16 protein-coding genes and 3 pseudogenes are annotated in these 26,290 nt (G+C 68.9%); 7 read left to right on the forward strand and 12 right to left on the reverse strand.

Annotated elements, in window-relative coordinates; all coding sequences use genetic code 11:
- Nucleotides 1-253 precede the first annotated feature (253 nt).
- Nucleotides 254-970, reverse strand: coding sequence for a hypothetical protein (locus AQJ54_RS41325; RefSeq protein WP_062246609.1), 717 nt, complete (start codon nucleotides 968-970; stop codon nucleotides 254-256).
- A 467-nt stretch (nucleotides 971-1,437) separates the two neighbouring features.
- Nucleotides 1,438-1,881 carry a large conductance mechanosensitive channel protein MscL gene (mscL, locus tag AQJ54_RS41330; RefSeq protein WP_062019122.1) on the reverse strand — a complete coding sequence of 148 codons (444 nt, stop codon included), beginning with the start codon at nucleotides 1,879-1,881 and terminating at the stop codon, nucleotides 1,438-1,440.
- Between the two features lie 702 nt (nucleotides 1,882-2,583).
- Between mscL and AQJ54_RS41335 the strand changes: the two genes are divergently transcribed.
- Nucleotides 2,584-4,746 (forward strand): ATP-binding SpoIIE family protein phosphatase, encoded by a 2,163-nt coding sequence (locus AQJ54_RS41335; RefSeq protein ID WP_062246611.1) that lies wholly within the window; start codon nucleotides 2,584-2,586, stop codon nucleotides 4,744-4,746.
- A 164-nt stretch (nucleotides 4,747-4,910) separates the two neighbouring features.
- Here the strand turns inward: AQJ54_RS41335 and AQJ54_RS41340 are convergent, their stop codons facing one another.
- From AQJ54_RS41340 to AQJ54_RS41350, 3 genes and pseudogenes are all read right to left on the reverse strand, one after another.
- A complete protein-coding gene (locus AQJ54_RS41340; protein ID WP_062246614.1) occupies nucleotides 4,911-6,095 on the reverse strand; it encodes a beta-ketoacyl-[acyl-carrier-protein] synthase family protein in 1,185 nt (394 codons plus the stop codon).
- A gap of 67 nt (nucleotides 6,096-6,162) precedes the next feature.
- A pseudogene (locus AQJ54_RS45950) lies at nucleotides 6,163-7,166 on the reverse strand (MmyB family transcriptional regulator).
- A gap of 277 nt (nucleotides 7,167-7,443) precedes the next feature.
- On the reverse strand, nucleotides 7,444-10,320 hold the full coding sequence (locus AQJ54_RS41350; protein ID WP_062246618.1) for an ATP-binding protein: 2,877 nt from the start codon (nucleotides 10,318-10,320) through the stop codon (nucleotides 7,444-7,446).
- Nucleotides 10,321-10,904: 584 nt separating this feature from the next.
- Here AQJ54_RS41350 and AQJ54_RS41355 point away from each other — a divergent pair.
- The 3 genes from AQJ54_RS41355 (at nucleotide 10,905) to AQJ54_RS41365 (ending at nucleotide 15,766) form a co-directional block, all read left to right on the forward strand.
- The gene (locus tag AQJ54_RS41355; RefSeq protein WP_079070303.1) at nucleotides 10,905-11,840 is read left to right on the forward strand and encodes a hypothetical protein; all 936 of its coding nucleotides are present in this window, start codon (nucleotides 10,905-10,907) and stop codon (nucleotides 11,838-11,840) included.
- Nucleotides 11,841-11,919: 79 nt separating this feature from the next.
- Nucleotides 11,920-13,383 (forward strand): RICIN domain-containing protein, encoded by a 1,464-nt coding sequence (locus AQJ54_RS41360; RefSeq protein WP_159055656.1) that lies wholly within the window; start codon nucleotides 11,920-11,922, stop codon nucleotides 13,381-13,383.
- Between the two features lie 784 nt (nucleotides 13,384-14,167).
- Entirely contained in the window at nucleotides 14,168-15,766 is a 1,599-nt protein-coding gene (locus tag AQJ54_RS41365) for an alpha/beta hydrolase (RefSeq protein ID WP_062246622.1), read from the forward strand.
- 286 nt (nucleotides 15,767-16,052) lie between these two features.
- Here the strand turns inward: AQJ54_RS41365 and AQJ54_RS41370 are convergent, their stop codons facing one another.
- Complete coding sequence (locus AQJ54_RS41370; RefSeq protein ID WP_063806514.1) at nucleotides 16,053-16,820, reverse strand: winged helix-turn-helix transcriptional regulator; 768 nt, start codon at nucleotides 16,818-16,820, stop codon at nucleotides 16,053-16,055.
- A 160-nt stretch (nucleotides 16,821-16,980) separates the two neighbouring features.
- Here AQJ54_RS41370 and AQJ54_RS41375 point away from each other — a divergent pair, with 160 nt between their 5' ends.
- Nucleotides 16,981-17,787, forward strand: a complete 807-nt coding sequence (locus AQJ54_RS41375; protein WP_059193854.1) for an alpha/beta fold hydrolase — start codon at nucleotides 16,981-16,983, stop codon at nucleotides 17,785-17,787.
- Nucleotides 17,788-18,409: 622 nt separating this feature from the next.
- On the opposite strand, the pseudogene AQJ54_RS44620 reads toward AQJ54_RS41375, so the two are convergent.
- The 4 genes and pseudogenes from AQJ54_RS44620 to AQJ54_RS41395 all read right to left on the reverse strand — a co-directional run bounded on the left by AQJ54_RS44620 (nucleotide 18,410) and on the right by AQJ54_RS41395 (nucleotide 21,767).
- Nucleotides 18,410-19,128 (reverse strand): annotated as a pseudogene (locus AQJ54_RS44620) (IS5 family transposase).
- 82 nt (nucleotides 19,129-19,210) lie between these two features.
- Nucleotides 19,211-19,557, reverse strand: a pseudogene (locus AQJ54_RS47930) (alpha/beta fold hydrolase); the annotation flags it as partial.
- 255 nt (nucleotides 19,558-19,812) lie between these two features.
- Nucleotides 19,813-21,099 (reverse strand): sensor histidine kinase, encoded by a 1,287-nt coding sequence (locus tag AQJ54_RS41390; protein ID WP_079070291.1) that lies wholly within the window; start codon nucleotides 21,097-21,099, stop codon nucleotides 19,813-19,815.
- Nucleotides 21,096-21,767 (reverse strand): response regulator transcription factor, encoded by a 672-nt coding sequence (locus AQJ54_RS41395; RefSeq protein WP_062246626.1) that lies wholly within the window; start codon nucleotides 21,765-21,767, stop codon nucleotides 21,096-21,098. The genes AQJ54_RS41390 and AQJ54_RS41395 overlap by 4 nt, the downstream gene beginning before the upstream one ends.
- A gap of 86 nt (nucleotides 21,768-21,853) precedes the next feature.
- Between AQJ54_RS41395 and AQJ54_RS41400 the strand changes: the two genes are divergently transcribed.
- Nucleotides 21,854-22,774 carry a hypothetical protein gene (locus AQJ54_RS41400; RefSeq protein WP_159055657.1) on the forward strand — a complete coding sequence of 307 codons (921 nt, stop codon included), beginning with the start codon at nucleotides 21,854-21,856 and terminating at the stop codon, nucleotides 22,772-22,774.
- 649 nt (nucleotides 22,775-23,423) lie between these two features.
- On the opposite strand, the gene AQJ54_RS41410 is transcribed toward AQJ54_RS41400, so the two are convergent.
- Nucleotides 23,424-23,849 carry a hypothetical protein gene (locus AQJ54_RS41410; RefSeq protein ID WP_159055658.1) on the reverse strand — a complete coding sequence of 142 codons (426 nt, stop codon included), beginning with the start codon at nucleotides 23,847-23,849 and terminating at the stop codon, nucleotides 23,424-23,426.
- A 351-nt stretch (nucleotides 23,850-24,200) separates the two neighbouring features.
- On the opposite strand from AQJ54_RS41410, the gene AQJ54_RS41415 reads away from it, so the two are divergent.
- On the forward strand, nucleotides 24,201-25,430 hold the full coding sequence (locus AQJ54_RS41415) for a glycoside hydrolase family 68 protein (protein WP_063806515.1): 1,230 nt from the start codon (nucleotides 24,201-24,203) through the stop codon (nucleotides 25,428-25,430).
- Nucleotides 25,431-25,503: 73 nt separating this feature from the next.
- Here the strand turns inward: AQJ54_RS41415 and AQJ54_RS41420 are convergent, their stop codons facing one another.
- Entirely contained in the window at nucleotides 25,504-26,262 is a 759-nt protein-coding gene (locus tag AQJ54_RS41420) for a nucleotidyltransferase family protein (protein ID WP_062246720.1), read from the reverse strand.
- Nucleotides 26,263-26,290 lie beyond the last annotated feature (28 nt).

The following is a 26,290-nucleotide window of genomic DNA, read 5'->3' on the forward strand; positions in this document are numbered from 1 at the left end:
GCCGTCGTCCCGCCGTCCGCATTGCATTTGACCGGTGCCGGGTTCCTGTCACCCCGATCTCGGACAGTGGCCAGCGGCCAGCGTTCGGTGAGGGGCGGCGGGATCAGTGGTTGCGGAATGGCTCCCAGAGGTCGGGGAGGGAGCCAGTGATGTCCTCGCCTTCGGGGGGCAGGCCGATGTAGGCGCGTAGGGCGGGGCGGGTGCCGGGGAGGCGGTACTGGGTGAACCCTGGGGGCACTGGTGTTGCGCGCCGTCAGTGCAGGATGCTCACGGCTCGGGCGATCACGAGGAGCGAGGTCAGCAAGGCGGAGACGCTCTGGATGCTCATCAGGAGCTTTGCGCGGGTCGACAGCGGCATCGTGTCGGTCGGGCTGAACGCCGTGGAGTTCGTGACCGACACATAGAGGTAGTCAGGGAGAGTGGGGACCCAGTCCGAGTGGCCGCTGGCGCCGTCGGCCACTTCCTGGATGGCGTCGTCGTTCTCGTCCTGCGAGAAGCGGAAATCCGCCAGGGGCAGCGCCGAGCGGGGCACCTGGGTGCGGCTGACCGGGCCGCCACGGTCCAGCTCCCAGTAGGCCAGGCCGAAGACGATGATGTTGGTCAGCCACACCTGTAGCGCCGCGATCAGCAAGGATCGGCCGTCCTTCACTCCGGCGTACACCAGCTCGTGGATCAGGATGACCAACGCCGCGAGATTGCTGACCGCGATGACAGCCACGAGCGTGAGGGACAGCACCCGGAACGCCTTCGTCTGCCGGGTCAGACGCTTCGGGTTGATGGCGATCAGCGGAATGAGCAGCAGGCACTCCAGGGCGGGCAGGACGAAGCGCGGAGCGATCAGCAGCCGTTGCGGCAGGAACAAGTAGAGGGCGATCGCGGCGAGCGTCGCGACGACCGCAGGCAGCCGAACTTCGCCCCTGCGTTCGTGCCGTGGATGCTTGATGCTCGCCTCCGCACGCGAACGTGCCATACCGACTCATCCTTCCGGTCGCCGCCACCGACAACGCCACGAGGTCCTGCAACCTTCATCGGCGCAGGCCACCGGGCACCTCCAGCATCTACCCCGAATGCCCCTCTCCCCCGCCCCTGGCCCGGCAGGCCGCATCGCCCGGCACACCGGGTCGTCGTGGAGGCCGCCGGCATCGCCTTTGCGGACTCGACCTTCGGTCCCCGCTGGAAGCCACACTCCAGCCGACGGTTCAGCCGCCTGTCGGTACAACCCTGAGGACCTGGCCCGCCCAGATGTCGTCGCGTCTCGTGAACGTCGAAACAGATGGTCTTCAGAGTGTTGAACTCGCACTGTCGCGTCTGGTGAACAACGCAAGCGGGCGGATCCGGACCGGCAGACGGTTCATCGCCCGGTTCATCGCCCGTTTCAGAGCCGCTCGGTCGGGCCCGCGACGGCCCGGCACCGCGGCTGGGTGATGGAGGGTCGGGTCACCCGGCGCGCTGGGTTGTCTCCCCGGCCTGAACGGGTACGGCGGGCAGGGAGACGGTGCAGGCGGCGCAGCGCCGAGCCTGGGCGGGGACGGGGCTGAGGCATTCGGGGCAGTCCCGTTTGGGGGCCTGGACGTCCTGGTGCGGGGCCAGGCGTTCGTGGAGCTTGTTGATCGGGAGTACGACCAGGAAGTACAGGGCGCTGGCGAGGAGGAGGAAGCTGATCGCCGCGTTGACGAAGGAGCCGTAGGGGAACTCGATGGCGCCGACGGTGAAGGTCTTGCGGCTCATGTCGCCGGTGGCGCCGGTGGCCAGCCCGACCAGTGGTGTCAGGAAGGCTCTGACGAAGCCGTTCACCACGGCGGTGAACGCTGCGCCGATGACGATGCCGACGGCCAGGTCGACTACGTTGCCGCGCAGGATGAAACTGCGGAAGCCCTTCACCTTCTCACTCCTAAAAACTCTTCTGGATGTAGACGGGCGGCACGAAAGCGTCGTCGGGCCACTTCCTTCGCCTCGGTTGCCCGCCCACCCCTCACCCATGCAGGCTGCGCCGCGCGACGCCGTGATGCACGGCACGCACGCCAACGCGACCTGACGCTCAGCCTCGCCTTAAATCCTCGGCCACGACCTGGATGCCCCCGACGCCACCGACGAAGCCGGACTGGAACGAGGTCCTGCCCGCCGCTGCCGCGGGCAGGACCTGTTGGCCTGCCTCTGCGGAGCCCGAAACTCCTTGAACCTGGCCGACCCGGGTCGAGCCGGACGCCACGGACCGGCAGCAGACCGACGCATCAGGCGCACGGACCCGCCCCCTCGTCGCGGGGATAGAAGCCGGCAAGGGGCGCCTCCCCCGCCCTGCCGTGGGACCGCGTTGTCGTTCGAGGTCCGGCCGCACCGCGCCGAGGGCGCGCAGCCTCCGTGCGAAGCGAGCTCAGCGGCGTGCCGGAAAATGACTGCGCAGGAACACCGTCGTCGGCTCGCCGTCGGCTGCCACCATGTCACCGTGCGGCCCGCTGGTGTGGGCGAAGCGGCCCCAGATGTTATTGAATGAGTTTGCGGTCAGGAATGCCGGGACTCTGTCGCCCGGGTTCTGGTACGGCTCCGACGTGGTGCCGGGGTCGGCGAGCGAGCTGAGAGAGTCGCATGGACTCCACCCCACCCCCCTCGTCTGCGTCGCCGTTCGACATGGTCAGCAGCGCTTTGGGGCAGTACATGCCAGACCACGGACCGGCAGCGGCCGCCGGTTCAGCCGGCCCGCAGGGGGACGACGCCGCCCGTCGGGACGTATCCGCCGACCCGCCCCCCGCCGATCAGGAGCAGATCCTAGGCGCGGTCGATCTGGACCGGGATCTGAGAATCACGCGCTGGAACCTGGATGCCCCGGTCTTCGCGGGGGTGGAGGCCGTGGCCGGGAGCCCTTTCGTCGGTCTCCTGCCTCCCTCGGACGTACCGACGGTCACCCGGCGCCTGCGGCAGGTTCTCGAGACCGGTGAGCCGCACGTCGCCCGGGTCCAGCGCCTGCGCCGCGGCGACGGGTCGGAGCTGGTGGTCTCCATGAGCATCCTGGCCGCCGCGGCCCCCAAAGAAGGCCTGACCGTCTCCCTGATCGCCATGGCCAGGAGGCTGCACCTGTACGCCGCCGAGACCGCGATCGGCACCTCGCTCGACATCGGCGAGACCGCGCAGTCGCTGGCGGAGTCCCTGCTGGCCTGGGGTGACGTGACCGCCGTCGACCTCGACTTCGCCGTGTGGACGGGTGAGGCGGTCACCGAGCAGCCGCAGGGGCGCCTCCGGCTGCGGCGGGCGGCCCTGGTGCCGGACCGGGCCTGGCCCGACGGCTACGTGACGCCGGGCGACGATCTTCCCGGCGATGCGAGTCGACTGCTGTCGCAGGCCATACGGCGCGACGATGCCGCGCAGGCCATCGTCATACCCGACCGGGAGGCGATCGAGCGGGTGCTCGGCAGTCCTCGGCTGGTACGTGCCCTGGCGCCCGGCGACCAGGCGGCGGCCGTGGTGTGCATACCGCTGGTCCTGGACGGCAAGCCGCCCGTCGTCCTGGGGGTCGCGGAGGTCTGGCGGCGGGCGGACCGGCCGTTCGCGGACAGCGAGCTGTTCGACCTGCAGGAACTGGTGGCCAGGACCTCCCACCATGTGGACCTGGCGCGTCAGCACCAGCGCGAGCACACGCAGGTCCTGGCCTTGCAGCGCCGACTGCTGCCACGGTCCGGCGGTGACACCATCCAGACGGCCAGCGTCTACCAGCCCGCCACCCCCGACAGCGCGGGCGTCGGCGGTGACTGGGTCAACAGCTTTCCACTGCCGGACGGCCGTACGGCGCTCGTGGTCGGAGACGTCGTCGGGCACGGGCTGGGCGCCGCGGCGACCATGGGACAGCTGAGCATGGAGGCCCGCGCGCTGCTGTCAGCGGGGCTGGCACCCGACGAGGTGCTGGAGCACCTGGACGAGACCGTGTCGCTGCTGGACGACGTGGAGTCCGGGCTGGCGGCCGGTTACAGCGCCCTCGGGTCGACCTGCTGCATCGCCGTGTACGACCCGGTCAGCCACCACGTGGAAGTGGCCAGCGCCGGCCACCTCCCCCCGATCCTGGTACCCCCGGACGGACCCGCAGGCCCGGTCGGGATACGCCCCCACCCCGGGCTGGGCGCCGAGTTCGCGTTGCGAGAGCCGTACGACGTGCACGCGTTCTGTGCGCCCCCCGGCTCTCTGCTCGCCCTCTACACCGACGGCCTGGTGGAGGATCCCGCACTGTCGATCGACGAGGGCATCGACAGGCTGACGGACGCCGTGTCCTCGGTGCACCCCTGGGACGCACTGGAGCAGGCCGCGCAGCGCGTGGTCTCGGCGGTAGCGCCGACGCGGCGGCGCGACGACGTGACGCTTCTGATCGCCCGCATGATCGGTTACCGCAAGGAGGACACGACGACGTGGCGTCTGGCCGCCCGCGGCGACGCGGCCGCCCGGGCCCGCACCCTGGTCTCCCAGCTGCTGGAGCAGTGGGGCACCGGGGAGCACACCCAGGACAGCGTGCTGCTGGTGGTCGACGAACTGGTGGCCAACGCGGTCCGCTTCGCCGGCGGACCCATCACCGTACGGCTGATCAGGACCGGTCATGGGCTGTTGTGCGAGGTGGGCGACACCGGCAACGGCAGGCCGCGACTGGGCCCGGGCGGACTCCTCGACGATGCCGGCCGTGGCCTGCACGTAGTGCATGGGCTGACCACCCGGTGGGGGGTGCGGTGGACGGACACCGGGAAGGTGGTGTGGGCGTCGTTCGAGCGGTGAAGAGGTGTCGGCTGAGCGGTGATCAGGCGTCAGCGGAGCTGGTGGCGAGGTTCCGGCCGGCTGGTGGCGAGGCTCCGGCCAAGTGGTGACGGGGCGTTGGCCGGTGCGCGCGGGAGCTGTGCGTCAGGCGGTGGCACCGGCGTTGCGAGGGGCGCGAGTCCGCACTACAGCCACTGCCCTTCCAGGGCGGTGGCGGTGAGGCCCGGGGCAGCCGCGTACAGAACGGCGCGGCTGCCCGCCTTCTGCCCGGCGTCGTATGCCCTCCGCATGATGTCGAACACGGCGGCGCCTCCACGGTTGCCGCTGGTGTAGCTGTCCCGGCTGTGGCGCAGGAGCCCCGACGGCCATCCGTCGGGCATCGTCTCCTCCATGTACTCCAGCACACGTGTCCCACCAGGGTGGGCGAGCAGAACATCGGGGTGCCAGGAGCCGGGGTCGTCCTGGTATCGGAGGCGCAACCACTCCCACATCGCGGTGACCGTCTCCTGCACGGCGCGCGGCCCGCGCCGGTCCATCACGAAGTGGGTGCCGTCCTCCCGCGTCTCCAGGCGGTGCAGGTCCTGAGTGCCGGGCAGCGTGTGGTGCCAGGCGGCGTCCAGCCGCAGCACCGACTCGGGCCTCGGGCGGCCCGTGACCACCGCGGCGACCGCGGTGTCCGCGAACAGCAACCGGACGATCAGGGATTCCAGAGTGTCGTCCGCGGGCTGGTAGGTCGTGCTCAGTGCCTCCGCGATCACGACCAGGACCACCCGGTCGGGGTCCGCGGCCACGAGATCCGCAGCCAGGGCCAGGGAGCGGGTCCCGGCTATGCAGGCCCACTGGGTGGCCGGCAGCAGGAGCACGTCGCTCCGGAGCGGGAGTCTGTTGGCGAGGGAGACGTCCAGCCCCGGCAGCGCGGGCGTGGTGGAGTGACTGGTGATCAGACAGTCGACGTTCGCGGCGTCCAGCCCGGCGATCTGCAGGGCCCCGCGCGCCGCACGCTCACCGTAGGACTGCACTGCGGACCAGGCCGGAGCCGTGCGCTCCTGGACGGTCTGCGGCGCGGGTATCGCCTCAAGGGCGGTGATCACGCGATCCACGTCCTGCTCGGTGAACCCGTCACCGGCCAGTGCCTCTCGAGCCGGGCCGATGCCGGCGGCCGGCAGGCCGCTTCCGCTGCCGGGCGCGACGGCGGCCTCCAACGGCAGCATCCAGCCACGGGTTTCGATGCCCGTACTGGCCGCGATGCCGTCGATCCGTGGCGCCCACGCCGAGTTGGGGTGCCGACCGCGCACTTCGTCCACGATCTGGCTGGTTCGCACGGCGTGCTTGCCGTGTATCACGGCAGGCGGGCACAGGTAAGCGGCCATGGTTGGCGCCTTTCCATGGGGAATGAGATCAAATGCCAAGACCGCCGTGTCATAGGAAACTTGAGCATCATTCACCCAAGTACACGGCACTACGATCTGTTTCGAGGTTTAGTGTCCGTTTCGAGCATGGATCCCGCAGGGACGTTTGCGCTGTGATCTGGGCAACTTGGGAGGTAATGCGATCCGTGAAACGGCGCACACTGCCGCAGGGGCGGCGCGGTGTCGCGCCCGCATGACATGCCACCGGCGGACCTCGCCATCGCCGGCACCGCGACTCACCACGGCCTGACTCTCCTCCACGACGAGGAGCCGATGGTGTTGATCCGTAGCGCCCCACACGCGTAGGCGCGGGCCCCAGTCGGAGAACGCGGCGGCACGAGCGCGTCGAGCCCATGGCGTCCCTGGCGCGAGTGGGGGCGAGAAGTATGTCGGACTCGTGGGCCGGGCAAGGGGCTCGACCGCGGTCGCGGTCCCAACCGGGCCAGCGCGAGCCCCCGGCGACCTGCCGAGACAGGTTGTCGAGGTGATCGAGCCGCTGCACAGTGGCTCCTTCTGCGGGGCTGCTTTGGACAACACTGCCCGGGTTCCCCACCCCGGATCTGCGTGCCTGGAACTCAACCCACGCGTATGGAGGCGCACTTGCCTTCTGGTGACTACCGGCGGCGAGCTCGCTCCCGGTGGCCCGCAGCCTCTCGAACGCCGCGGCCGTCGCACTGGCCGGCTCCGCCTGGTGGACGACGAGTTGCTGGTGCGGGGCGCCGTTGACCGTGAGGGCGGGGAACCGGATGTGCAGGTCGCCCACCTCCGGGTGGCACAGGCGCTTGCCCTCCCGCGACTTGCTCTTGGCCTCGTGTACGCCCCACAGACCGGCGACCTCCCGGGTGTCGCGGGAGAGTTCCGCGACGACCTCGGCGATGCGGGGTCCTGCCCGTAGGCGGCCCTCAGTTCGGCCACACAGGAGTGGGCCGCACGCTCCCACTCCTGGCAGAAGGCGCGTCGGGCCGGGTCGGCGAACACCATGCGCGCGAGGTTGTCGAACCGTTTGAAACCGCGGTACAGCGCGCGGGCCACGGAGTTGGCGGCGTTGGCCCGCGGTGCCCGACTTGAGGTAGACGGGATTCGTCGGCGTGTCCCAGAAGCGATTCAGAAACCGAGGGACACGACTGCCGCTCGAACTTCCCTGTGTATCAGGCTCGTTCTGTAGATCGACAGCTCATGGCCGGGTGCTGCTCGGCTGTACGTCCGGCGTCTGTAGACATGCGATCGGCCCTGCCGATGTCAGCGGCGACCTCGCGGTCCGGCGTGCTCGGTGTCTCCACGGTCGTGTCGGTGGTGTTCGGCTCGTTTCTCAGGCAGGTTCGTGCGATCCGCGCCTGCCGGCGTGCGGCAGGCGGCTTTGGATGTCCTTCCGCTCGGTGCGCAGTTTCGCCAGGACGCGGGCCACGTGCTTCTCGACGGTGCGGGGGGACAGGAACAGGGTCTGGGCGATGTCCTGGTTGGTGGCGCCGCCGACGAGCAGCTGGGCGACTTCCAGTTCACGGGGTGACAGCTGGCTTCCGTAGCCGCGGCGTCCCGGTCGCCGAGCCGTCCGGACACCGAGTTCGCGTAGGCGGTGCTGGCAGCGTGCGGCGTCGCCGGTCGCGCCGAGCTCGGTGAAGCCGTGCGCGGCGTCGGCCAGGTGCGCCGCCGCGTCCTCGGGAGACGAGCAGGTCAAGGCTTCACCCCGGCGTTCGGCGGCCTTGGCGACCTCGTAGGGACGGCCGACGTCCTGCCACCTGTGCTGCGCCTCCGCGAAGTGCTCGACGGCCCGCGCCGGCTCGGTGGCGCGGAGCAACAGACCTCGGACCACCGCCAGTTCGGCCGAGGCGGCCGGCGCGTCGCGGTCGCACAGATCCGACTCGGCCTCCGCCGCGAGTCGTTCGACCAACGCGTGGTGCCCACAGGCCAGCGCGGCCTCGGCCGCGACCGGGAGGAGGTCCATGGTCCGAGCCCAGGACCTGAGTCCTCGCACCATCGACAGCGCCGGTTCGGCAATCGCCCAGGCCGCCTGCGGGTCGCCCTCGGCGAGCCGGAAAGCGGCGAGCGCGGCGGCGATCCTGATACTCACGTCCACCTCGCTCGTACCACGGGCGACCGCCGCCGCGGTGGCGAAGTGGTCGTGGGCCAGGGAGTGCCGCCCCTGGACGAAGGCGAGGTGTCCCTGGCACAGAGCCCGGTCCACTTTGATCTGCTTCACGTCGGGGTGGGCATGCGCCACGGCCGCGTAATCGTCCTCCAGCCGGGTCCAGCGCCCGGCCAGCAAGTCCAGGCGCAGCTCCACAACGCGGGGGATGCACTCGATGCGCCCGTGGGCCGCGTGATCGAGCAACGCCCCGACCTCGACCACCAGGGCGCGGGCCCGCCGGTCGTGGCCGAGCTGCACTGCCACCTCGGCGAGGGCGTACAGCGCGTAGGTGGCGTGGCCCAGCACCGCGCCGGCGGCATCTCGGCGCGGCAGCCGGTCCAGCAGCGGCCAGACGGCGGCATCGCCGTCCCGAGCCATCAGGATGAGCCGGTTGATCGGGGCCGCCCTCCGGCTCATCTCGTCGGCGCCGTCGCGGACGGTCCGCTCGGCTCGGTCTTGCCAGTCCCACGCGTGCGCGGCGGCGCCGTCCCGCTCGTAGAGGGCCAGGTTGACCATCGCCAGAGCCGCCTTGTGCGGCTGCGTGGCCAGCTCGTCGACGGCGTGGGCGAGCTCACGGAAACCGGCCGGGTCGGCGCCGACCTTGACCATGACCAGACCGAGCCCCAGGCGGATCTCACCCCGGACGGCATCCGGCAGCTGCGGATCGTCCAGCACCGATCCCAACTCGCGGACGGTCACGGCGTAGTCGACGCCGTAGTGCACGATCCGGGCGAGCGCGAGCGCGGCCTGGGACCGCCGCTCGGTGTCCACTCCAGGGTGGTCCAGGATCCGGTGCAGGAGAGTGGCCGCGGTGCCGGTGTCGCCCAGCGTGACGGCCTGGTCGACGGCCTGCTCGATCTGGTCGAGCCAGCCCCGCCGGTCGCCGGTGGCCAGTGTGTGGTGGGCGAGCTGCACCAGCGGGACCGGGTCGTGGGTCTGGAGCTCGTCGATGGCCCGCCGGTGCAGGCGGGCCCGGCGCGGCCCTGGGATGTACCGGTAGGCGACCTGCTGGGCCAGCACGTGACGGAAGGCGTAGCGGCCGGTATCGGTCTCGCGCAGCACCGCCATCCGCAGCGCGTCGATCAGCCCTTCTGCGGCCGCGTCGCCGTCCAGGCCGGCGATCTCGGCCAGCTGCGCTTCGGTGGCCGGTACGGCCAGCACCGCCGCCGCGTCCACGACCGCGGCGCCGATTGGCGACAGCGAGGTCAGCCGCTCGGTGACCGCTTCCTGCAGACCGGTGGGCACCTCGGCCCGCTCCAGCTCCCTGACGTCGCGACACGCCTGGTCCCGCAGCGTGATCAGGTCTTCCTCGGCGACCAGCGGCAGGCCCTCGCTGCGACAGTGGAGCACCGCGCACAGCTCTGGCGTGGCCTGGGCGCCGAGCGCCGCGCCGGCCAGGTCGGCCACGTCGTTCTCGGTCAGCGGTGACAGCCGGATCACCGTGCCGCCGGCACCAGGTGGCGGGCGGTAGGCGGCACCCAGGGCTGCGGCACCGGGCGGCAGGTCCTCGGCCCGGTAGGTGACCATCAACGCGAACTGGTCGGGCAGGTCGCGGGCGAGCAGCAGGAGCAGTTCGCGGGTGGCGTCGTCGGCCCAGTGCAGGTCCTCGACGACCAGGATCACCCGACCGACCGCGTCGAGCACGGAGCGCACGGCCTGAATCAACTGATGGCGCAGCGCACCTGGGTGGCCCGGTGTGGCGGGCGCCGCCGGGAGGCGGTCGGCCAGGTCCGGCAGCAGCGGGGCCAGTGCCCCGGCCGTCGGCGGCAGCCCGGTGGCCGGCAGCCACGGACCGACCTTGCCGAGCGCGTCCACCACCGGCCCGTACGGCAAGGGTTCGCGCAGTGGGTGGCAGAAGCCCGTCACCACCCGCCACCCCTCGGTCTTCAGGATCGCGGTGGCCTCGCGCACCAGCCGGGACTTGCCCATGCCGGCCTCGCCCTCGATCAGGACCACTGCGGGCGGCTGCCTGGTGACGGCGAGTAGCAGGTCGAGTTCCTGGCGGCGACCGACGAATGTGAAGCCCCTGCCAAGACCGGGGGAGCCTTGCTGTTCAGCCACCTGCGCACCGTCCCTTGAGGACACATCCTGGCTCGACTGGTGACGGAAGGGGACCGGCGGAGGCTGGTCGGTCCGCCGCCGTCGGCGCTACCCACTTTATTGCGGCCGCCTACCCATTCAATACGTTTGTGACGCGTACCTCATACTTTCGGTGCCCCGCGGATCTGCAGCGTCGGTGTCGATTTCAAGCACCGTTCGCGGACGCTTCCAGAGACCCGAACCCGCGGTTTCAGCCATCGACAGCAGGTGAGCGCTCTCTCACCATGAGGACCCGGGCGCGGGACGGCGCGACGACCGTTGCCGCCGTCGCCCCGCCGCCATCGCGTTGGCCGCGATCGCGCCGGCACTCACGGCGCTGATCGGTCCGCTCGTCAACGCGCCGAGCGCGCACGCCGAGGGCAACAACTCCCAGGGCGGCCGCCTACCCATTCAATGCGTCCCCCATTGTTTCGGCCTGCCCATCACCTGCATCGTCATGCCATCCATGCAGGTGGAAGCCGCGATAACGCGTGAGGACGCCCTCTCGCGCTCTGACCGGCGCGTGCAGTGGCACGACCGCAACCACTCCCCGACTCGGAGAGCCCATGTTCAATCGAGCAGCAACGCGTCCGCCCAAATGGCGGATGCGCTACCGGATATCAGCGCTCGCGGCGTTCCTCGCCGCCGTCGCGGTCGTCCTGACCCAGGCCGTCGTCTCGACCAGCCCGGCGCGCGCGGCGGGGTTCTACGACTGCCCGCGAGGCTTCGGCAACGGCTCCTCATGTTCCAACATCGACAACACCGACACGGTCAACCAACGGCGGTTGCCGGAATACGTGTACCGCGGGGACTCGCGGGCGCCGTACGAGATCTTCACCAACGGTTTCAGGTCGGTCGGCACCGACTACGACATCCAGCGCCACGTGCAAGGCGGCAACAACGCCCGAAGCGGCTACATCTCCACGAGCGCGGCGCTGTCGGAGTCGGAAAGCTTCGCCCGCAGCCAGGGTGGCCGCAATCTCGACTCGATGGCGGCGCAGCCCTCGTGCCGACTCGGCCGTCCGATCGCGGTGTGGTCCACCATTCCGGGGCTGGGTGGGTGGAGGACCAGTGACTGCGACGGCGGCTGGGTGGAGGCGGACACCTTCGTGTACCTCATCGATGCCGGGATGGCGCACAACGCCCTGTACATCCCCGACCAGGTGCGCGGAAACACCACGCTGGCGCGCTACGCGAGTCAGGAGGAGTGGGCGTACGTCCGTCGCATCCCGAACACCGCGGTCGCCGGCGTGCGCATCTACCGCATGAGGGCGCGTGTCACCAACGGCGTGATCGATTTCCGGACGCAGACGTTCAGGTTCGACCGCTACGTGGGCAACCCTCACCATGCCGAAGCGCGGAGCACCTATGACCCGAGCGCCGACCCGGGCGCCCACTTCAACAGGGGCACCTACCTCGACGTGCCCGCGATCAACGCGAACCCGTACACCCGCGGTTGCGAAGAGATGTTCCGGTGCAGGGGCGGGGATGACCATGGCTGAAACCGGCTCGACTCCCGACACGACAGGCCAGGCGGACGCCGCAGTGATCACCCGCCCCTCGGACCCAAGGAAAACCAGGTTGGAAAACGCATCGACCGCGCCGCACCGCATGTGCTCCGCCCTGCGGGAGCGACCGCGCTCCGCCCTGCTCGCCCTCCTGTCGCTTCTGCTGGCGAGCGGGTCGCTGCTGCCGGCCGCGCCCGCACAGGCCGACACCGCCACCAGCACCAGCACCAGCACCGAGTGGGAGGAGATTCAGGAACTCGCGGGCTACAACGGCGCCCTTACCGCGTTCGAGGACCCGAACAGCGGCCCGGAGATCATCTTCCCGTCCGACTACACCGGTGACATCAACGACCTGAAACACCCGAGCGACTGGACCGACTCCACCGGCGCCACGCCGACCAGTTGGCCCACTCCCAAGACCGCCAAAAGCGCCGTGTTCACGCAGGACCAGCTCAACAGCGTGCAGAACGCGGTCGCCAACGCCGTCCAGCCAGGCGGCGACACCACCTACTCCCTGGCCGTCACCTACGACGGCACGAGCGACCGGGTGATCACGCAGACCAACGCCCCTTCGTCCGTCACCGACCCGCTGACCACCCAGTACCCCGACCAGGTCGTCATCCAGGGCCCGCCCGCGAACACCCCGCCCACCACGTGCGTGCCCCAGACATCGCTCACGGCCAGAACCGACGGAGCCGGCGGCGTGACCGCGGCGAGCGAGCAGTTGCAGGCCCTGGCCGACTACAACTGCGCCCTGGCTGCCTTCCAGGACCCGAAGTACGGCCCGGCGATGGTCTTCCCGTCCGACTACGCCGGCGACATCAACAACCTGCAGATCCCGCAGAACTGGACCGACTCCAAGGGCAACACCCCGACCAGTTGGCCCACCCCGACCACCGCTCGCAGCGTCAAGTTCACCGCCGCGCAGGTCCAGACGGTCATCGCCGCCGCCATCGCACAGATCGAGCCGGACGGCTCGCCGTTCTACTACGCCGCCGCCCACTACGACGGAACGAGCGACCGGATCGTGGTGAACACCGACGCGCCCTCCTCGGTCACCGACCCGCTGGTGGCCGCGTACCCCAACCAGGTCATCATCGTCAGCCAGGCGGCCCCGCCAATGCAGATCGTCAACAAGAACAGCAGCCTCGACCTGGGGATCGAGGGCGCCTCCACCACGGACGGCGGTGGGGTCACGCAGCAAAGCGCGGACACCACCGCCAACCAGCAATGGCAGCTGATCTTCGCCGGCGACGGCCAGTACAAGATCAAGAACGCCCACAGCGGCCTGCTGCTCGGCGTCGCCGGCGGCTCCAGCAACCTGGGCGCCCCCGCCATGCAATGGGACGACAACGGCCACGACGACCACCTGTGGAAGGTGACCGACGCCGGCCACGGTTACGTCAAGCTGGTCAACGTGCGCAGCGGACTGGCGTTGGACATCTCCGGAGCCTCGACCGACCCCGGAGCGAACGCGGTCCAGAACACCGACAACGGGACCGATTCCGAGCTCTGGCAGCTGACTCCGATCAGCTGACGAGTGACGCCCGCCACCGCGGGCATTGCCCGGACGGACGGCGAACCGGCCCGGGTTGTGCATACCTCTCGTGCGCAACCCGGGCCGGTTCATAGGCATCGTCTTGCTCGTCCCACCGCTCGACCGCCGGGTCGGCAATGGAAACTGTCGACGCCGAAGCGCGAGGGCATTCACGCGGTTGCGTACTCACGGCTTTGCCGGCTCCGGCCAGGCCCGTTCCCGGACGTGCTGCGCCGCTTCCACGCCGGCGTGACGACCGGGTGCGCACCAACAAGACCATGGGATTGGATAGTTCGCTCTCCGCATCGTAAGAGGTGACCGCGGCTGAATGCTCGCCGCGAACCTCGCCCCCGATCTCGACGCGCGGCTGTGACCGCCGGCCTTGCACGACATCGACGACCTGGCCCACGCCGAGCCGGACACCATGCGCTTCGCCTCTACGACCTGCCCGCCCGACTCACCGACCACCCCCGCCGTCGCCTGACGACCAGCCACCTGCCCGGCAAGACAAGGAAAGGAGCAGACCTGCACGACCTCCGGCCGCGCGGGCCGCGAAACCCCGGCGCAGCCGCAACGACACGCGAGGCCCGGTCCACGATCACGCGGAACGAACAGAGCGAACCGATGGCGCGGCTGAGCACTCACAGCCGCTGAAGAACCGAGGTTAAAGGCATATCAAAACTTCGCTCCGGATGTTTTCTGTGTTCGCACTTCTCCGAAAGACTCCGGTCGGGATCATGAACTTTCCGGTCCCGCCCAACTCCCCACGTTCTGAGAGAACTTCATGAAGAACAGCGCAGCTGTGCTGTGCGGCACGGCCGTCGTCCTGGCCGGCACGCTCACGGCCGCTCCCGCCGAGGCCGGAACGCCGACTTCCGCGAACGCCGTCCAGACGGCGAAGGTCACCTGGAAGAAGTGCGGCACCGACGACTACCCGACACTCGAGTGCGGGTCCGTGAAGGTGCCGCTGGACTACGCCAAGCCGCAGGGGCGGAAGATAACGCTGGCCCTGTCCCGGGTTCCGCACACCGCGAAGAGGTTCCAGGGCCCGCTGCTGGTCAACCCGGGCGGCCCCGGTTCCAGCGGACTCACGCTCGCCGGATTCGTCGCGTCCGGGCTGCCCAAGGCGGCCGCGGCCCAGTACGACGTCATCGGCTTCGACCCGCGGGGCGTCGGCAAGAGCCAGCCGGCCCTGGACTGCGAGCCGGGCTACTTCAACCCGGTGCGCCCCGCCAGCGTTCCCAGTACGCCCGCGCTCGAGAAGGCCAACCTGGAGCGCGCGAAGTCCTTCGCCGCCGCATGCGGCAGGAAGTACTCCGATGTGCTGCCGTACGTCAACACGATCAGCGCCGTGAAGGACATGGACTCGATCCGCAAGTCTCTCGGCGCCAAGAAGATCAACTACTTCGGCTACTCGTACGGTACCTACCTGGGCCAGATCTACGCCAAGTTCTTCCCGAACCGGGTGCGCCGCCTGGTCCTGGACTCGATCACGAACCCCGACAAGGTCTGGTACGACGGCAACATCGAGCAGGACTACGGCTTCGACGCCCGGCACAAGGCGTTCATGGCGTGGATCGCCAAGTACGACTCGACGTACAAGCTGGGCACCGATCCGGCCGTGGTAGAGGCCAAGTGGTACACGATGCAGGCCGAGCTCGCCAAGAATCCCGCGGGCGGCAAGGTGGGCGCCGCGGAGCTGGTGAACCTCTTCATAAACGGCGGTTACTACAACGGCTACTGGCCCTACCTCGCCCCGGTGTTCGCCGCGTACGTCAACGACCACAACCCCGCCCCGCTGGTCAAGGCGTTCGACACGTGGGGGGCGACCGATGCCTCCGGTGACAACGGCTTCAGTGTCTACTCCGCCGTGCAGTGCCAGGACGTGTCCTGGCCGCGGGACTGGAAGCAGTGGGAGAAGGACAACTGGGCGGTGTACAAGAAGGCTCCGTTCAGTACCTGGGCCAATGCCTGGTACAACGCGCCGTGCGCCTTCTGGCCCACGAAGACCCTGAAGCCGGTGAACGTCGCCAACTCCAAGCTCCCGCCGGTGCTCCTGTTCCAGGCGACCAACGACGCGGCCACCCCCTACCAGGGCGGCGTCACCGTCCACCGCCTGCTCAAGCACTCCAGCCTGGTCGTCGAGCAGGGCGGCGGCAACCACAGCATCACCCTGAGCGGCAACGCCTGCCTCGACAAGTACCTCGCCACGTACCTGACCGACGGCACGGTCCCCCGCGGCCACGGCACCGCGGACGCGATCTGCCAGAAGAACCCCGACCCCAAGCCGCTGAGCACGGCGACGTCCGCCATGCGCACGGAGCAGCCGGCCACCGCGCCGGGCGGCAGCCCCCTGCGGGGGATGTCCGGCTTCCGCGGCTGAGCGTGAGCGGAGCGGAAACGCGAAGGGCGCTCGGTGCTCGCCGGGCGCCCTTCCCGTCGTAGCGGAAGCGGTTAAGACTTGGTCTCAGAACTGCTCGGCTGGTTCTTATGGGGATGGGCTACTGCAACAAGTCGATCATGCTCGGTCGTGGACCAGCGCCTGGCGTTGAGCTGCGGGTCGCTATCCAAGTGGTGCGTTGTCGTCTCGGCGATGAGTTCCGCGAGCCCGCGGAGTCTGTCGGCCGGCGTAACCTCGCCACCGGTGTCCGGGGTCCGCGGACTGCCGCTCACCCCCGACGACTTCCTGCGCTGACGGCGGGATCCGGGAGTTCGGCGTTCGGTGATCCGGGGTCAGGTGATACGGGATCCGGCGGCTCGGGGTCCTGTGGCGCCGGATACCGCACGGCTGCGGGAAAGCAGCGCAGCAGCGCGGCGAGCCGCTCGGTATCGCCCGCCACTTCGGTGTCTGCCCGCTCGACGGCGTCGTGCAGCGCCGCACCGGCGAACACCAGATCGCGCAATGTCGCCGCCTCCGGCACGGTCAGCCACGCATCGGGGTCGGCGTGCTCACCGCGGTCCAACTCGAGGCGTCCGCCCGCAACGGTGGCGCGGAACCGGTCGCCCGCGACGTCCAGCTGGCAGCGCAGCGACAGCTCACCCGCCAGTGCCGGATCGAAGGTCGCGCGCAGGGCGAACAGCAGCGCGTCGACGCTCAGTTCCGCCGCGCCGTCCTCGGGCAGCGGTGCGCGGCTGCCCCAGTGGGCGAGCGCGCGGAGCACGGGCTCCAGTTCCTGCCCGCGCTCGGTGAGTTCATACACGGCGGCGGGCGCAGGCGGTCCCAGGCGCCTTCGCCGCACCAGGCCGTCGGCTTCGAGCTCGCGCAACCGCTGCGCGAGGACGTTCTGACTCATCTGCGGCAGCCCGCGGTGCAGGTCGGAGTAGCGCTTCGGGCCGAAGACCAGCTCCCGCACGACGAGCAGCGCCCACCGCTCGCCGACCGCGTTCAGCGCTCGCGCGATGCCGCAGGGGTCGTCGAACACCCGCTTCTTGCTCATGCACCCGAGTGTACTAGACAACAGGAGTGAATGCTCCTAAATTAGGAGTATGAATCGTGACCTGAGCCTACGGAACCGTCATCGGCTACACACGGCGCGGGTCAACATGCTCCGACGGTGACGACCACGCATCGAGATATGGAGAGAAGCGGTGAACGAGATGACACTTCGTGTGACGTCCGCCGACGGTACGAGGATCGCCTACGACCGGAAAGGCACTGGCCCGGCGGTGATCCTCGTCGGCGGCACCCTGGACGACGGCGCTGAGAACGCGCCGCTGGCCCGGCTCCTCGCCAACCATTTCACGGTCTACAACTACGCACGACGCGGCCGGGGCGACAGCGGCAATACACCGCCGTACGCCGTGGCGCGGGAGGTGGAAGACCTCGACGCGCTGATTGCGACAGCCGGCGGCTCAGCTCACTTGTACGGCGCCTCATCTGGCGGCGCCCTCGCGCTGGAGGCAGCAGCGGCAGGTTCGGCGATCGACAAGATCGCGGTGTGGGATGTGCCCTACGTGATCGGGGACGACCTGTGGCCGAGGTTCAACCAGTACCTCGCGGACACCCACGAGGCATACAAAGCCGGGCGGGACGAGGAGATGCTGGAACTGTTCATGAGGCTTACCGGCGGACCCGACGCGGACATCGCGGCTGGCAAACAGCACCCGTACTGGGCCTTGTCCGTCGCGCTCGCCCACACGCTCGTCAAGGACGCCATGGTCCTCAATGACTACAAGATCCCCACGAACCGACTTGCCCGCATCACTCAGTCGGTCCTGGTGACCACCGAGGGTCCGATCACCGAGCCCCAGATGGCAGGCCTCCCGACCGACTTCTTCGACCGCGCCGCGAAAGCGATAGCCGCTGCCACCCCCCAGACCGAACGACACACGCTCGACGGGCAGGGACACGTCGTCGCCCCCGAACTCATGGCCCGTGTACTGAAGACGTTCTTCGACCAGTAACCCGTCGACTGATCAGGTCGCGACCGTGGGTCGCTTCGGAACGCAGGCCCATCGGCCACGTCAGCATCGGTCGGTGAGCGGCGACTCCTGAGTTCCGGAGTCTCGCCGCGTGTTGGCGCGAACGCGATCTGCAGCCTGCGATCCCTTCCCCATGACGGGGGCTCCGATGACGCGGATCTTGCCGCGGGCTCGTCAACTGGGCAGCCAGCGCACGGACTCACCCCCGGGAAGTCGTCAACGACGCCAGCAGCGAACCAAGGACTCGCGCGGATAGGTGACCATCCGCCGGTCGGCGGGTTGGCTCGGTTTTCATACCGAGTGCGATCCATAGCCGACGACCGGGGAGGTTCCCACCATGATGCGCGCACTCGAACGCGAGGTTGTAGACGCCGTGTATGCGGCGATCGAGCCGCTCTTGCCCGAGCATCCGGCTGCCAGCGAGGTTCGGAGAACGACACTGGTAGCAGCAACATGAACGGCGTCCGCTGAGGAACCCCAATCGGACAGAAGCTGAGTCCGGGCGGCAACCCCGTCGAGCTGTACGCCAGGCTGACCCGCGTCGTCTCGGACTCCTGGTACGCATTGATTCTCAGTGACCGGGGGCTAACCGTGTCGTCGTTGCTCACGCGGCTGGGGTGACGGACGATGAGGATTCGGTTTGCAGCAGGCGCCGGAGGTTGATGATCGAGGCGGCGAGAGTCAGCAGCGGGCGTAGGTGGCCTCGGTACAGTCGTAGCGCAGCCCGAGGCGTTTGAACCGCAACAGCCACGAGACGGTGCGCTCGACTACCCAGCGCACCCGACCGAGCCGGGCGGGGTCTTCCACGCCGCGTCGGGCGATGCCGACGCCGATTCCGCGGCGGTGCAGGTAGCTGCGGCAGGGGCGGTAGTCGTAGCCCTTGTCGGCATGCAGCTTGTCCGGGCGCCGGCGCGGTCGGCCACGACCATGGGGTACGCCCGGGTTGGTCTCCAACAGCGGGACGAACAGTTGGCTGTCGTGGGTATTGGCCGCCGAGGCAAGTACGTGCAGGGGAAGTCCGTTGCGGTCGCACAAGATGTGGCACTTCGAACCGGATTTGCCTCCCCGATCCCAAACCGCGGCATCCTGCCACTCCCGCAATCGTCGCCACGCGGTGTGTCCGGACCCGCAGCCCAACTTCTGAGGCAGGTCGCGCCAACGGCAACCGGTGCTGAGCACGAACACGATCCCTTCCAGCGCGGCACGATCATCGATCCGTGGCCTCCCCGCTGGACCCTTTGGTGGCGGCCGTTCCGGGATCAGTGGCTCTACCAGTTCCCAGAGCCGATCATCGATCAGGCTTTCCTGCCGTCTCGTCACCAAATACCCGACGATCCCCGCTCAGAGCCGATCCATCCGGGACCGACACACCATCAGTTCTGAGACCATGTCTAAAGAGCTTTTTGTTCCGGAACGCGATCTTGTTGACCAGGTCCGAGGACGACACCGAGGAGCCGGCTTCGTCGGGTCCTCCAGCTCGCCGCGCTCCGCCCGGGCCAACAGGCCCCGCCAGACGGTACGGACGTCTCAGTCGTGCAGTGCGCAGTCCGTGGCACGCTGGCACCACTTCACGAACTCCAGGAACGAGTCATGCGCCGTGGCCGCCTCGGCGTGCAGGAAGTCACGGGTAGTGGGGACGCTGTGGTCGATGACGCTCTCCAGCACCATCGCGCGCACATGGCGCGGGTAGGTCTCGGCGTACTGTCCGCCGAGCAGCGTGCCGTACGAGCCGCCGTGGAAGGTCGCTGGTCGGGAGGTGCGGGCAGGCTGCGGCCTGGAGGGGGCAGCCTGCCCCGGCCGACGCATTTCTCGCTACGGATGCGGCCGCGTTCATTTGCGCTCAGCAAGCAGCTCATCGCACACATCGGAGCCGTGTATCCCGCTGGTGGTCCGCCAGTCAGGGTGGGGGCATGAGGTTGTTGGGGTCTGCGTTGCTCGCGCATGCCTCCTGTTCGTCAGGCTCAGGCGAACAGGCCGGGTAGCCGGGCATGCGTCGCAACGGCCCGGTCAGACCGGACCTTTCCGCGCGCGGGCCGACCGGCCAGTCGGGCCTTTCGGTCCGTCCGGTGCGGTGATGCGGAACGACAGGTGCGCACCCTGCGGTGTGTCCTGGGCCGTCAAGGTTCCGCCGTGGGCGGTGGCTATGTCGCGGGCGATGGCCAGGCCGAGCCCCGATCCGCCCGCGTCACGGGCCCGGGCCTCGTCCAGGCGGTGGAAGCGCTGGAACACCCGCTCACGGGAGGCGGCCGGGATGCCCGGGCCGTCGTCGATGACGTCGAGCCCGTCGGCCGTGACGCGAATGGTGACCTGGCAGGAGGCGTGGCGGACCGCGTTGGCGACGAGGTTGGCGACCATGCGTTCCAGGTGCGAGCGGGAGCCGGACACGACGACGTCGGACTCCAGCTCCAGTGCGATCTTCACGGGGGCCGGGCGTGCGGCGGCCTCGGCCGCGACCTGCGCCAGATCGACATCGGTGCCGACCAGTGGCTCCCCGCCGTCGAGCCGGGCAAGGAGCAGCAGATCACCGGTCAGCTCCTTGATGCGGGCCACGTCCGTGAGTGCTTCGGTGACGAGGTCGGGTGCCTGTGGCATCCCGAGTTCGAGCCGGGCGCTCAGCGTGGCGACCGGGTTGCGCAGTTCGTGGGCGGCGTCGGCGACGAACTGCTTGTGTCGCTCGACCGCGGACTCCAGCTGCCCCAGGGTGACGTTCATGGTCCGGGCCAGGCGTGCCACCTCGTCGCGGGTCACGGGCTCGGGCACACGACGGTGGAGGTTCTTGGCAGTGATGTCGGCAAAGGTGGACCTGATCGATTCCACGGGGGCGAGCACCCGGCCCATCAACTGCCATGTCATGACGGCCATCAGCACCGCCAACGCCGGGACACCCACCAGGAGCAACTGCTCGAGCACGCCGAGGGCGTTTTGAACGGGGGCCAGCGAGACCCGGGCCTTCACTGTCACCGGGCCGTCGGCGGTGACCACCACCGTGCTCGCGGTCGCATAGCCGTCGGCCAGGACCACCTTCTCCTTGCCCGGGCCGGCGCCGTTCCCACTGCGTTCCGGCGTCGGCTCGGCGCTGCCGTCCTCGCCAGGTGGTGGAGCCGCGACGATGGGCGGGTCCCTTTTGAGGGCGGCGGCGCTGGCCCTGACCTTTCGGGCGGCCTCGTCGGCGACGCCACCCTGCAGACTGTCGCGCAACGTCAGGATCAGCACGAGGGACGCCGCGGTCAGCACTGTGGCCACCATGACGGACGCGGCAAGGGTCACCCGCGTGCGCACCGACAGCCGGTTCACGGAAGCTCCAGAAGATAGCCGCTGCCTCGCACTGTCGTCAGGGTACGGACTCCGAACGGCGCGTCGATCTTCCGGCGCAGGGCACTGATGTAGACCTCGACGATGTTGGGATCGCCCTCGAAGGCGAAGTCCCAGGCACGCTGGAGCAGTTCCGCCTTGGTCACCACCTGGCCGGCCCGGCGGCACAGCAGATGCAGCACCGCGAACTCCTTGGGAGTCAGCGCAATGTGTACGCCGCCGCGCCGGGCGCATGCAGCCGCCGGGTCCACCTGTAGATCCCCCACCTCGATGATGGCGGGCCGTTCCTGCGCCCCGCGGCGGACGAGCGCCCGCAGGCGCGCCAGCAGCACCGCGAAAGAGAACGGTTTGGCCAGGTAGTCGTCCGCGCCGCTGTCCAGTGACTGGACCTCGTCGAGTTCACCGTCCATCGCGGTCAGCATCATGATCGGTGTCCAGTCGCCGGCTTCGCGCAGCTTCCGGCACACGGCGAAGCCGTTGAGGCCCGGCAGCATCACGTCCAGCACGATCGCGTCGTACTGGTGCTCACCGGCCATCCAGACGGCCTCAATTCCGTCACCGACCACGTCGACGGCGAACCCCTTGTCCACCAGTCCGGACTTGATGACGTCGGCGAGTCGTTGTTCGTCCTCGACCAGAAGCAGGCGCATCCGCTCAGTTTCCGCCATCCGAGCTGAAAAAATCCTGAAGACGGCCCTCAGAACCGCTTCAGGCACCGCCCAGCAAGCTTGCCGCCATGAACACGACCAATCAAAGCTTTCGTGTCAGGCGTTCGGCGACGGCCGGCGTGCTCGCTGCCCTTGTGCTCGCCGGATGCGGGACCAGCCAGGCGGCCATCGTCCCGCCCGGGAACAGCGCCTCGCCGAAGGCTCTCTCCGAAATCTGCGCGGCTTCCACGCAGCGAAACGGCGTCGTGCACTGCACGAAAGTGTTCGCGGGAAAGAAGCCGATCCGACTGCCGGGCGACCCGTCCCGCATCGAGCGCTACGGAGCCTTCAATCGTGGCGAAGCGACGTTCCACACCCGCGGCGGCGATCTGCCCCTCGCCGTCGCCCTCGCCAGGCAACTGAAAGCGGACGCCGAAAACGGCCGTACGGCCTACGCGAACACCGTGTACCTCGCGACGATCTCCAAGGGCACCGTCACCAAGATCAAACCGGTCGCGGACATCGACGAGAACCCCGTCCTGCAGGCCTCCTTCGCCGGCCGGGCCCTGGAAGGCACCATCGGTGTCCGCACCCGGCAGGGCGACTACGCCTCCCGCGCGACCCTCCCCGTCCGTATCGAACTCGTCAAGTCGGCGGTCCGCGGGGAACTGACCGGACAGATCACCAACGCGACCAGGGCCGTCCGGAGCGCCAACGGCTCCTGCTTCGCCCCACTCGACCGCACCCGGGCGAACCCTCTCGTCGGAGGCTTCACCGCCAAGATCGCCGTGGAGCGTGCCTCCTCGATGCATGTGCCGTTCGAAGACGAACTCGTCCTCAAGTGGTCCAGCAACGTGAGCAACATGGGCCAGGCCTACTACCCGAGCATCGCGACCCTGCTCGGTGCGGATCCCCTCGGCCGCACCTGGGAGGCACCGATCCACGGAACACCGTCGGCCGGCCCGCACCTCAGCCTTCGTCTCGTCAGCGGCGGCGGCGGAACCTGCTGAAAGCCGCTCCACTCTGCACCACGAGGGGCCACTCCTCCGATCGGCTTGGCGTCCTACGCCGTTCGGAGGCGCCCCGGCACCGTCCGGGACCACGCCGACAAGGTCGAGGGCATCAGCACCCTCGCGGATCGCACCTGCGGGGGCAGCAGCACCGCTGTGCGACATCCCGTGAGTTCCCGTGACTCCCGCCGGAGGGCCAGAATTCCTGGCCTGGGACTTCTCCCTCGTCGGCGCGTACGGGGAGGCCTGTGACACCTTCGGCAGCGTGGCAGCTTCACGGGCTGGGCTCCCGCCGCTCCACCCTGCTCAAGGTCACGGACTCGATCGCCGGTGTTGCTGGGCGCTCGCTCTGCTGCTCGGCCTGTTCTCGGACCTGGCGCTCAGCCCCATGCTTGCCGTGGTCATCCTCGTGTCCGCAGTCAAGCTCGCGCGTCACGGCTGACCAAACCGTCCGGGACCGCGAGGCGTGATCCCTCCATGCAGCGACAGCGCCACACCTGTTGTGCCAGATGTCGTCAACGACACCAGCGCTGAGCTGCACGGAGCTTCCGAATTCTCCCTCGTGCCACACTGAATGGCCCAGAGAACCCGCTTTTCCAGTGCTGCATGGAGTCCGTGCGGGCCGCCTGGGGGCCATGCGTGCGCTTCATCAATACGCGCCGCGCAGAGGCGGGCGGACGGGGTGGAAGGCGCGGCGGCCGTCCGGTTTCGCCGGCTCAGCAGCAATCGTCTCCCGCGTGATGTTCCTGTCCCCCAGGACGTTGAAGTACGGGTCATCCGCGGGGCAGTGCCAGGCGTGCCGGAATCCGGTGTCGGCCACCGGATAACCCAGAAGCCGGACGAACAACGGGTAGCGGAGCTCGTCGTTGCCGAGGGCGGGCGGGTCGGCGGCTGCGTAGTCGTCGAGAAACGCCCGGGGAAAACAGGGACCGTTGCCCAGACAGCCGTACGCGATCGGGTCGTCACCGTCATCGCAGCCGTAGCCGTAGCGGGCCCGGGCGAAGGCCAGGAGTTCCGTGCGCGCAGCACCGAACCACGCCCGTCGGAGGAGTTCGGCGATTCTCTGCACGATCACCACGAATGGCGGACCAGACTCCGGTCAGGTCCCGGTACCGGGTGCGAAGGAACTCGCTCGATCCTCATGTTCCGAGATCGGTAGAGATACGCCTCCTGAGAGCTCCATGCCGTTCAACTCCCTGGCACCAAAGGTTCATTGCCAGTGGCGAGAGGTGATGGAGTGTCAGGTGAGAAGGGGGGTAGCCGCGCTTTCGATTGCTTCCGTCTCTGTTCCATTCGAGCACCCCCTCCGGAAGGACGACGCATGCGCAAAGCGCGAAGAGTACTTCTCCGGCTGGCCACAGGGTTAACTGCCCTCGTGGCGCTGGGCGGTATGGCGACACCGGCTTCCGCCGACACATCGGCTGCGTTGCAGACAGGATCGCGGCAGTACAGCGCGGACGACGACTACACCGCCGTCTGGTCCCGCGCGGACGCGTTGAAGTTGCGCCAGGACAGGACCAACACCGCCCCTCGTGTGTCGCCCGACTTTCCGGTGATCAGCGACAAGGTGTGGCAGTGGGACACCTGGCCGCTCACCAAACTCGACACGAAGACCGCCACCTACAAGGGCTGGCACGTCATCTTCGCGCTGACGGCCCCGCGCTCGGTCCCCTTCGGTGACCGGCACTGGTACGCGAAGATCGGTTACTACTACTCGCGTGACGCCAAGAGCTGGAAGTACGGCGGCGATCTGTTCCAGCCCGGCACCGCGTTCGGCTCTCGTCAGTGGGCCGGCTCAGCGGCCCTCGTCGGAGACAAGGTGTACTCCTTCTACACCGCCTCCGGACGCGACAACGGTGGAGTCGACCCCAACGATCCCCTGCAGCGCCTGGCGATGGCGAGCGGTCGGATCCACGCCGACAAGACCCATGTGTGGTTCGACGGGTTCCGCAACCACCGCATCATCGCCGAGCCCGACGGCAAGATGTACCAGACCATGGCACAGTCCCAGTCGGGCCCGATCATCTATGCCTTCCGCGACCCGTTCGTCTTCCGAGACCCCCGGGACCGCAAGATCCACATCCTGTTCGAGGGCAATACGGGGGGTGCCGCCGGCAGCTACCGGTGCACCGAGCGCGACATTGGTGACGTCCCGTCCGGCCATGAAGTGCCGGAGGACTCGAAGTACTACACGGGCAACATCGGGCTGGCCACGGCTGACAGCGACAGCATGGGCAACTGGCGGCTGCAACCCCCGCTGCTCTCGGCCAACTGCGTGAACCAGCAGACCGAACGGCCCCACCTGGTCATCCGCAACGGCAAGTACTACCTGTTCACCATCAGCCACAAGTTCACGTTCGCGCCGGGGCTGAGCGGCTGGGACGGCCTCTACGGGTTCGTCGGTCCGTCCCTGCGCAGCGACTACAAGCCGCTCAACGCCAGCGCGCTGGTCCTGGGCAACCCGGAGGACGCCCCGACGCAGCAGTACTCGCACTATGTGATGCCCAACGGGCTGGTGGAGAGCTTCATCGACACCGTTCCGACCGCCAACGGCGGGACCCGCTTCGGCGGCACCCTGGCACGCACGCTCGTGCTGTCCCTGAAGGGCAACAAGACCTACCTGACCAAGCAGTTGGGTTACGGCTTCATCCCGTAACCCACTCGGAGTCGAGCAACCGCCGTGGCGGGCCACGCCCCTCGTGGGCCGCCACGGCCTCTCCAGCCAGCGGTCATGCCGCTTCGCGCGTGGAGAGCCAGCCGGACGCCGTGATCTCCGCGGACGCGGTCCTGAGGTCCTTGGCGTTGTCCACGCCGCGCCAGTAGCCGTTGATGCGGTAGGCCGTCAGCCGGTCCTGCTCTGCCAGGGCGGGGAAGGTGGTGTCCTCGTGGTCTCCGAGATCCGGCAGCAGGCCGGTGATCTCGGGCTCGAAGAGATAGACACCGGCGTTGATCCAGTGCGGCAGCACCGGCGCCTCGGAGAACCGGGTGACCCGGTCGTCGCTCAACTCCACCACGCCGTACGGTGACTTGAGCGGGGTGACCGCCACAGTGGCCGATGCGCAACGCTGCACGTGGCGGCTCGCCAGGTCGCGCAGTGAGAAACGGGTCAGGATGTCTCCGTTCAGGCCCACCCAGCGCTCCCCGGGGTACGGCAGCTGACGCGCCGCGTGTTTGAGGCCGCCGCCGCGTCCGAGGGGTTCGTCCTCGACGGCCACGCGGACGCGCAACGGCAGCCGGTTGGCGGCGACGTACGCCTTGAGGACCTCGGCGAGATAGCCGCAGGAGATGACGACTTCCTGGATGCCTTCAGCTGCCAGCCACTGCACCTGGTGTTGCAGGATGGGCCGGCCGGCGACCTCGACGAGTACCTTGGGGAGACGGTCCGTGTACGGCCGCAGGCGACTGGCCTGGCCGCCGGCGAGGATCACGGCCTGACGGACCAGCACGGTCTCGGAGGCGGCCACGACGGATTCGGGGCTGCTGGACATGGTGAACATCCTCCTGAACAGGGTGAAC

This window comes from Streptomyces griseorubiginosus (genome assembly GCF_001514195.1).
GTDB classification, from domain to species: domain Bacteria; phylum Actinomycetota; class Actinomycetes; order Streptomycetales; family Streptomycetaceae; genus Streptomyces; species Streptomyces griseorubiginosus.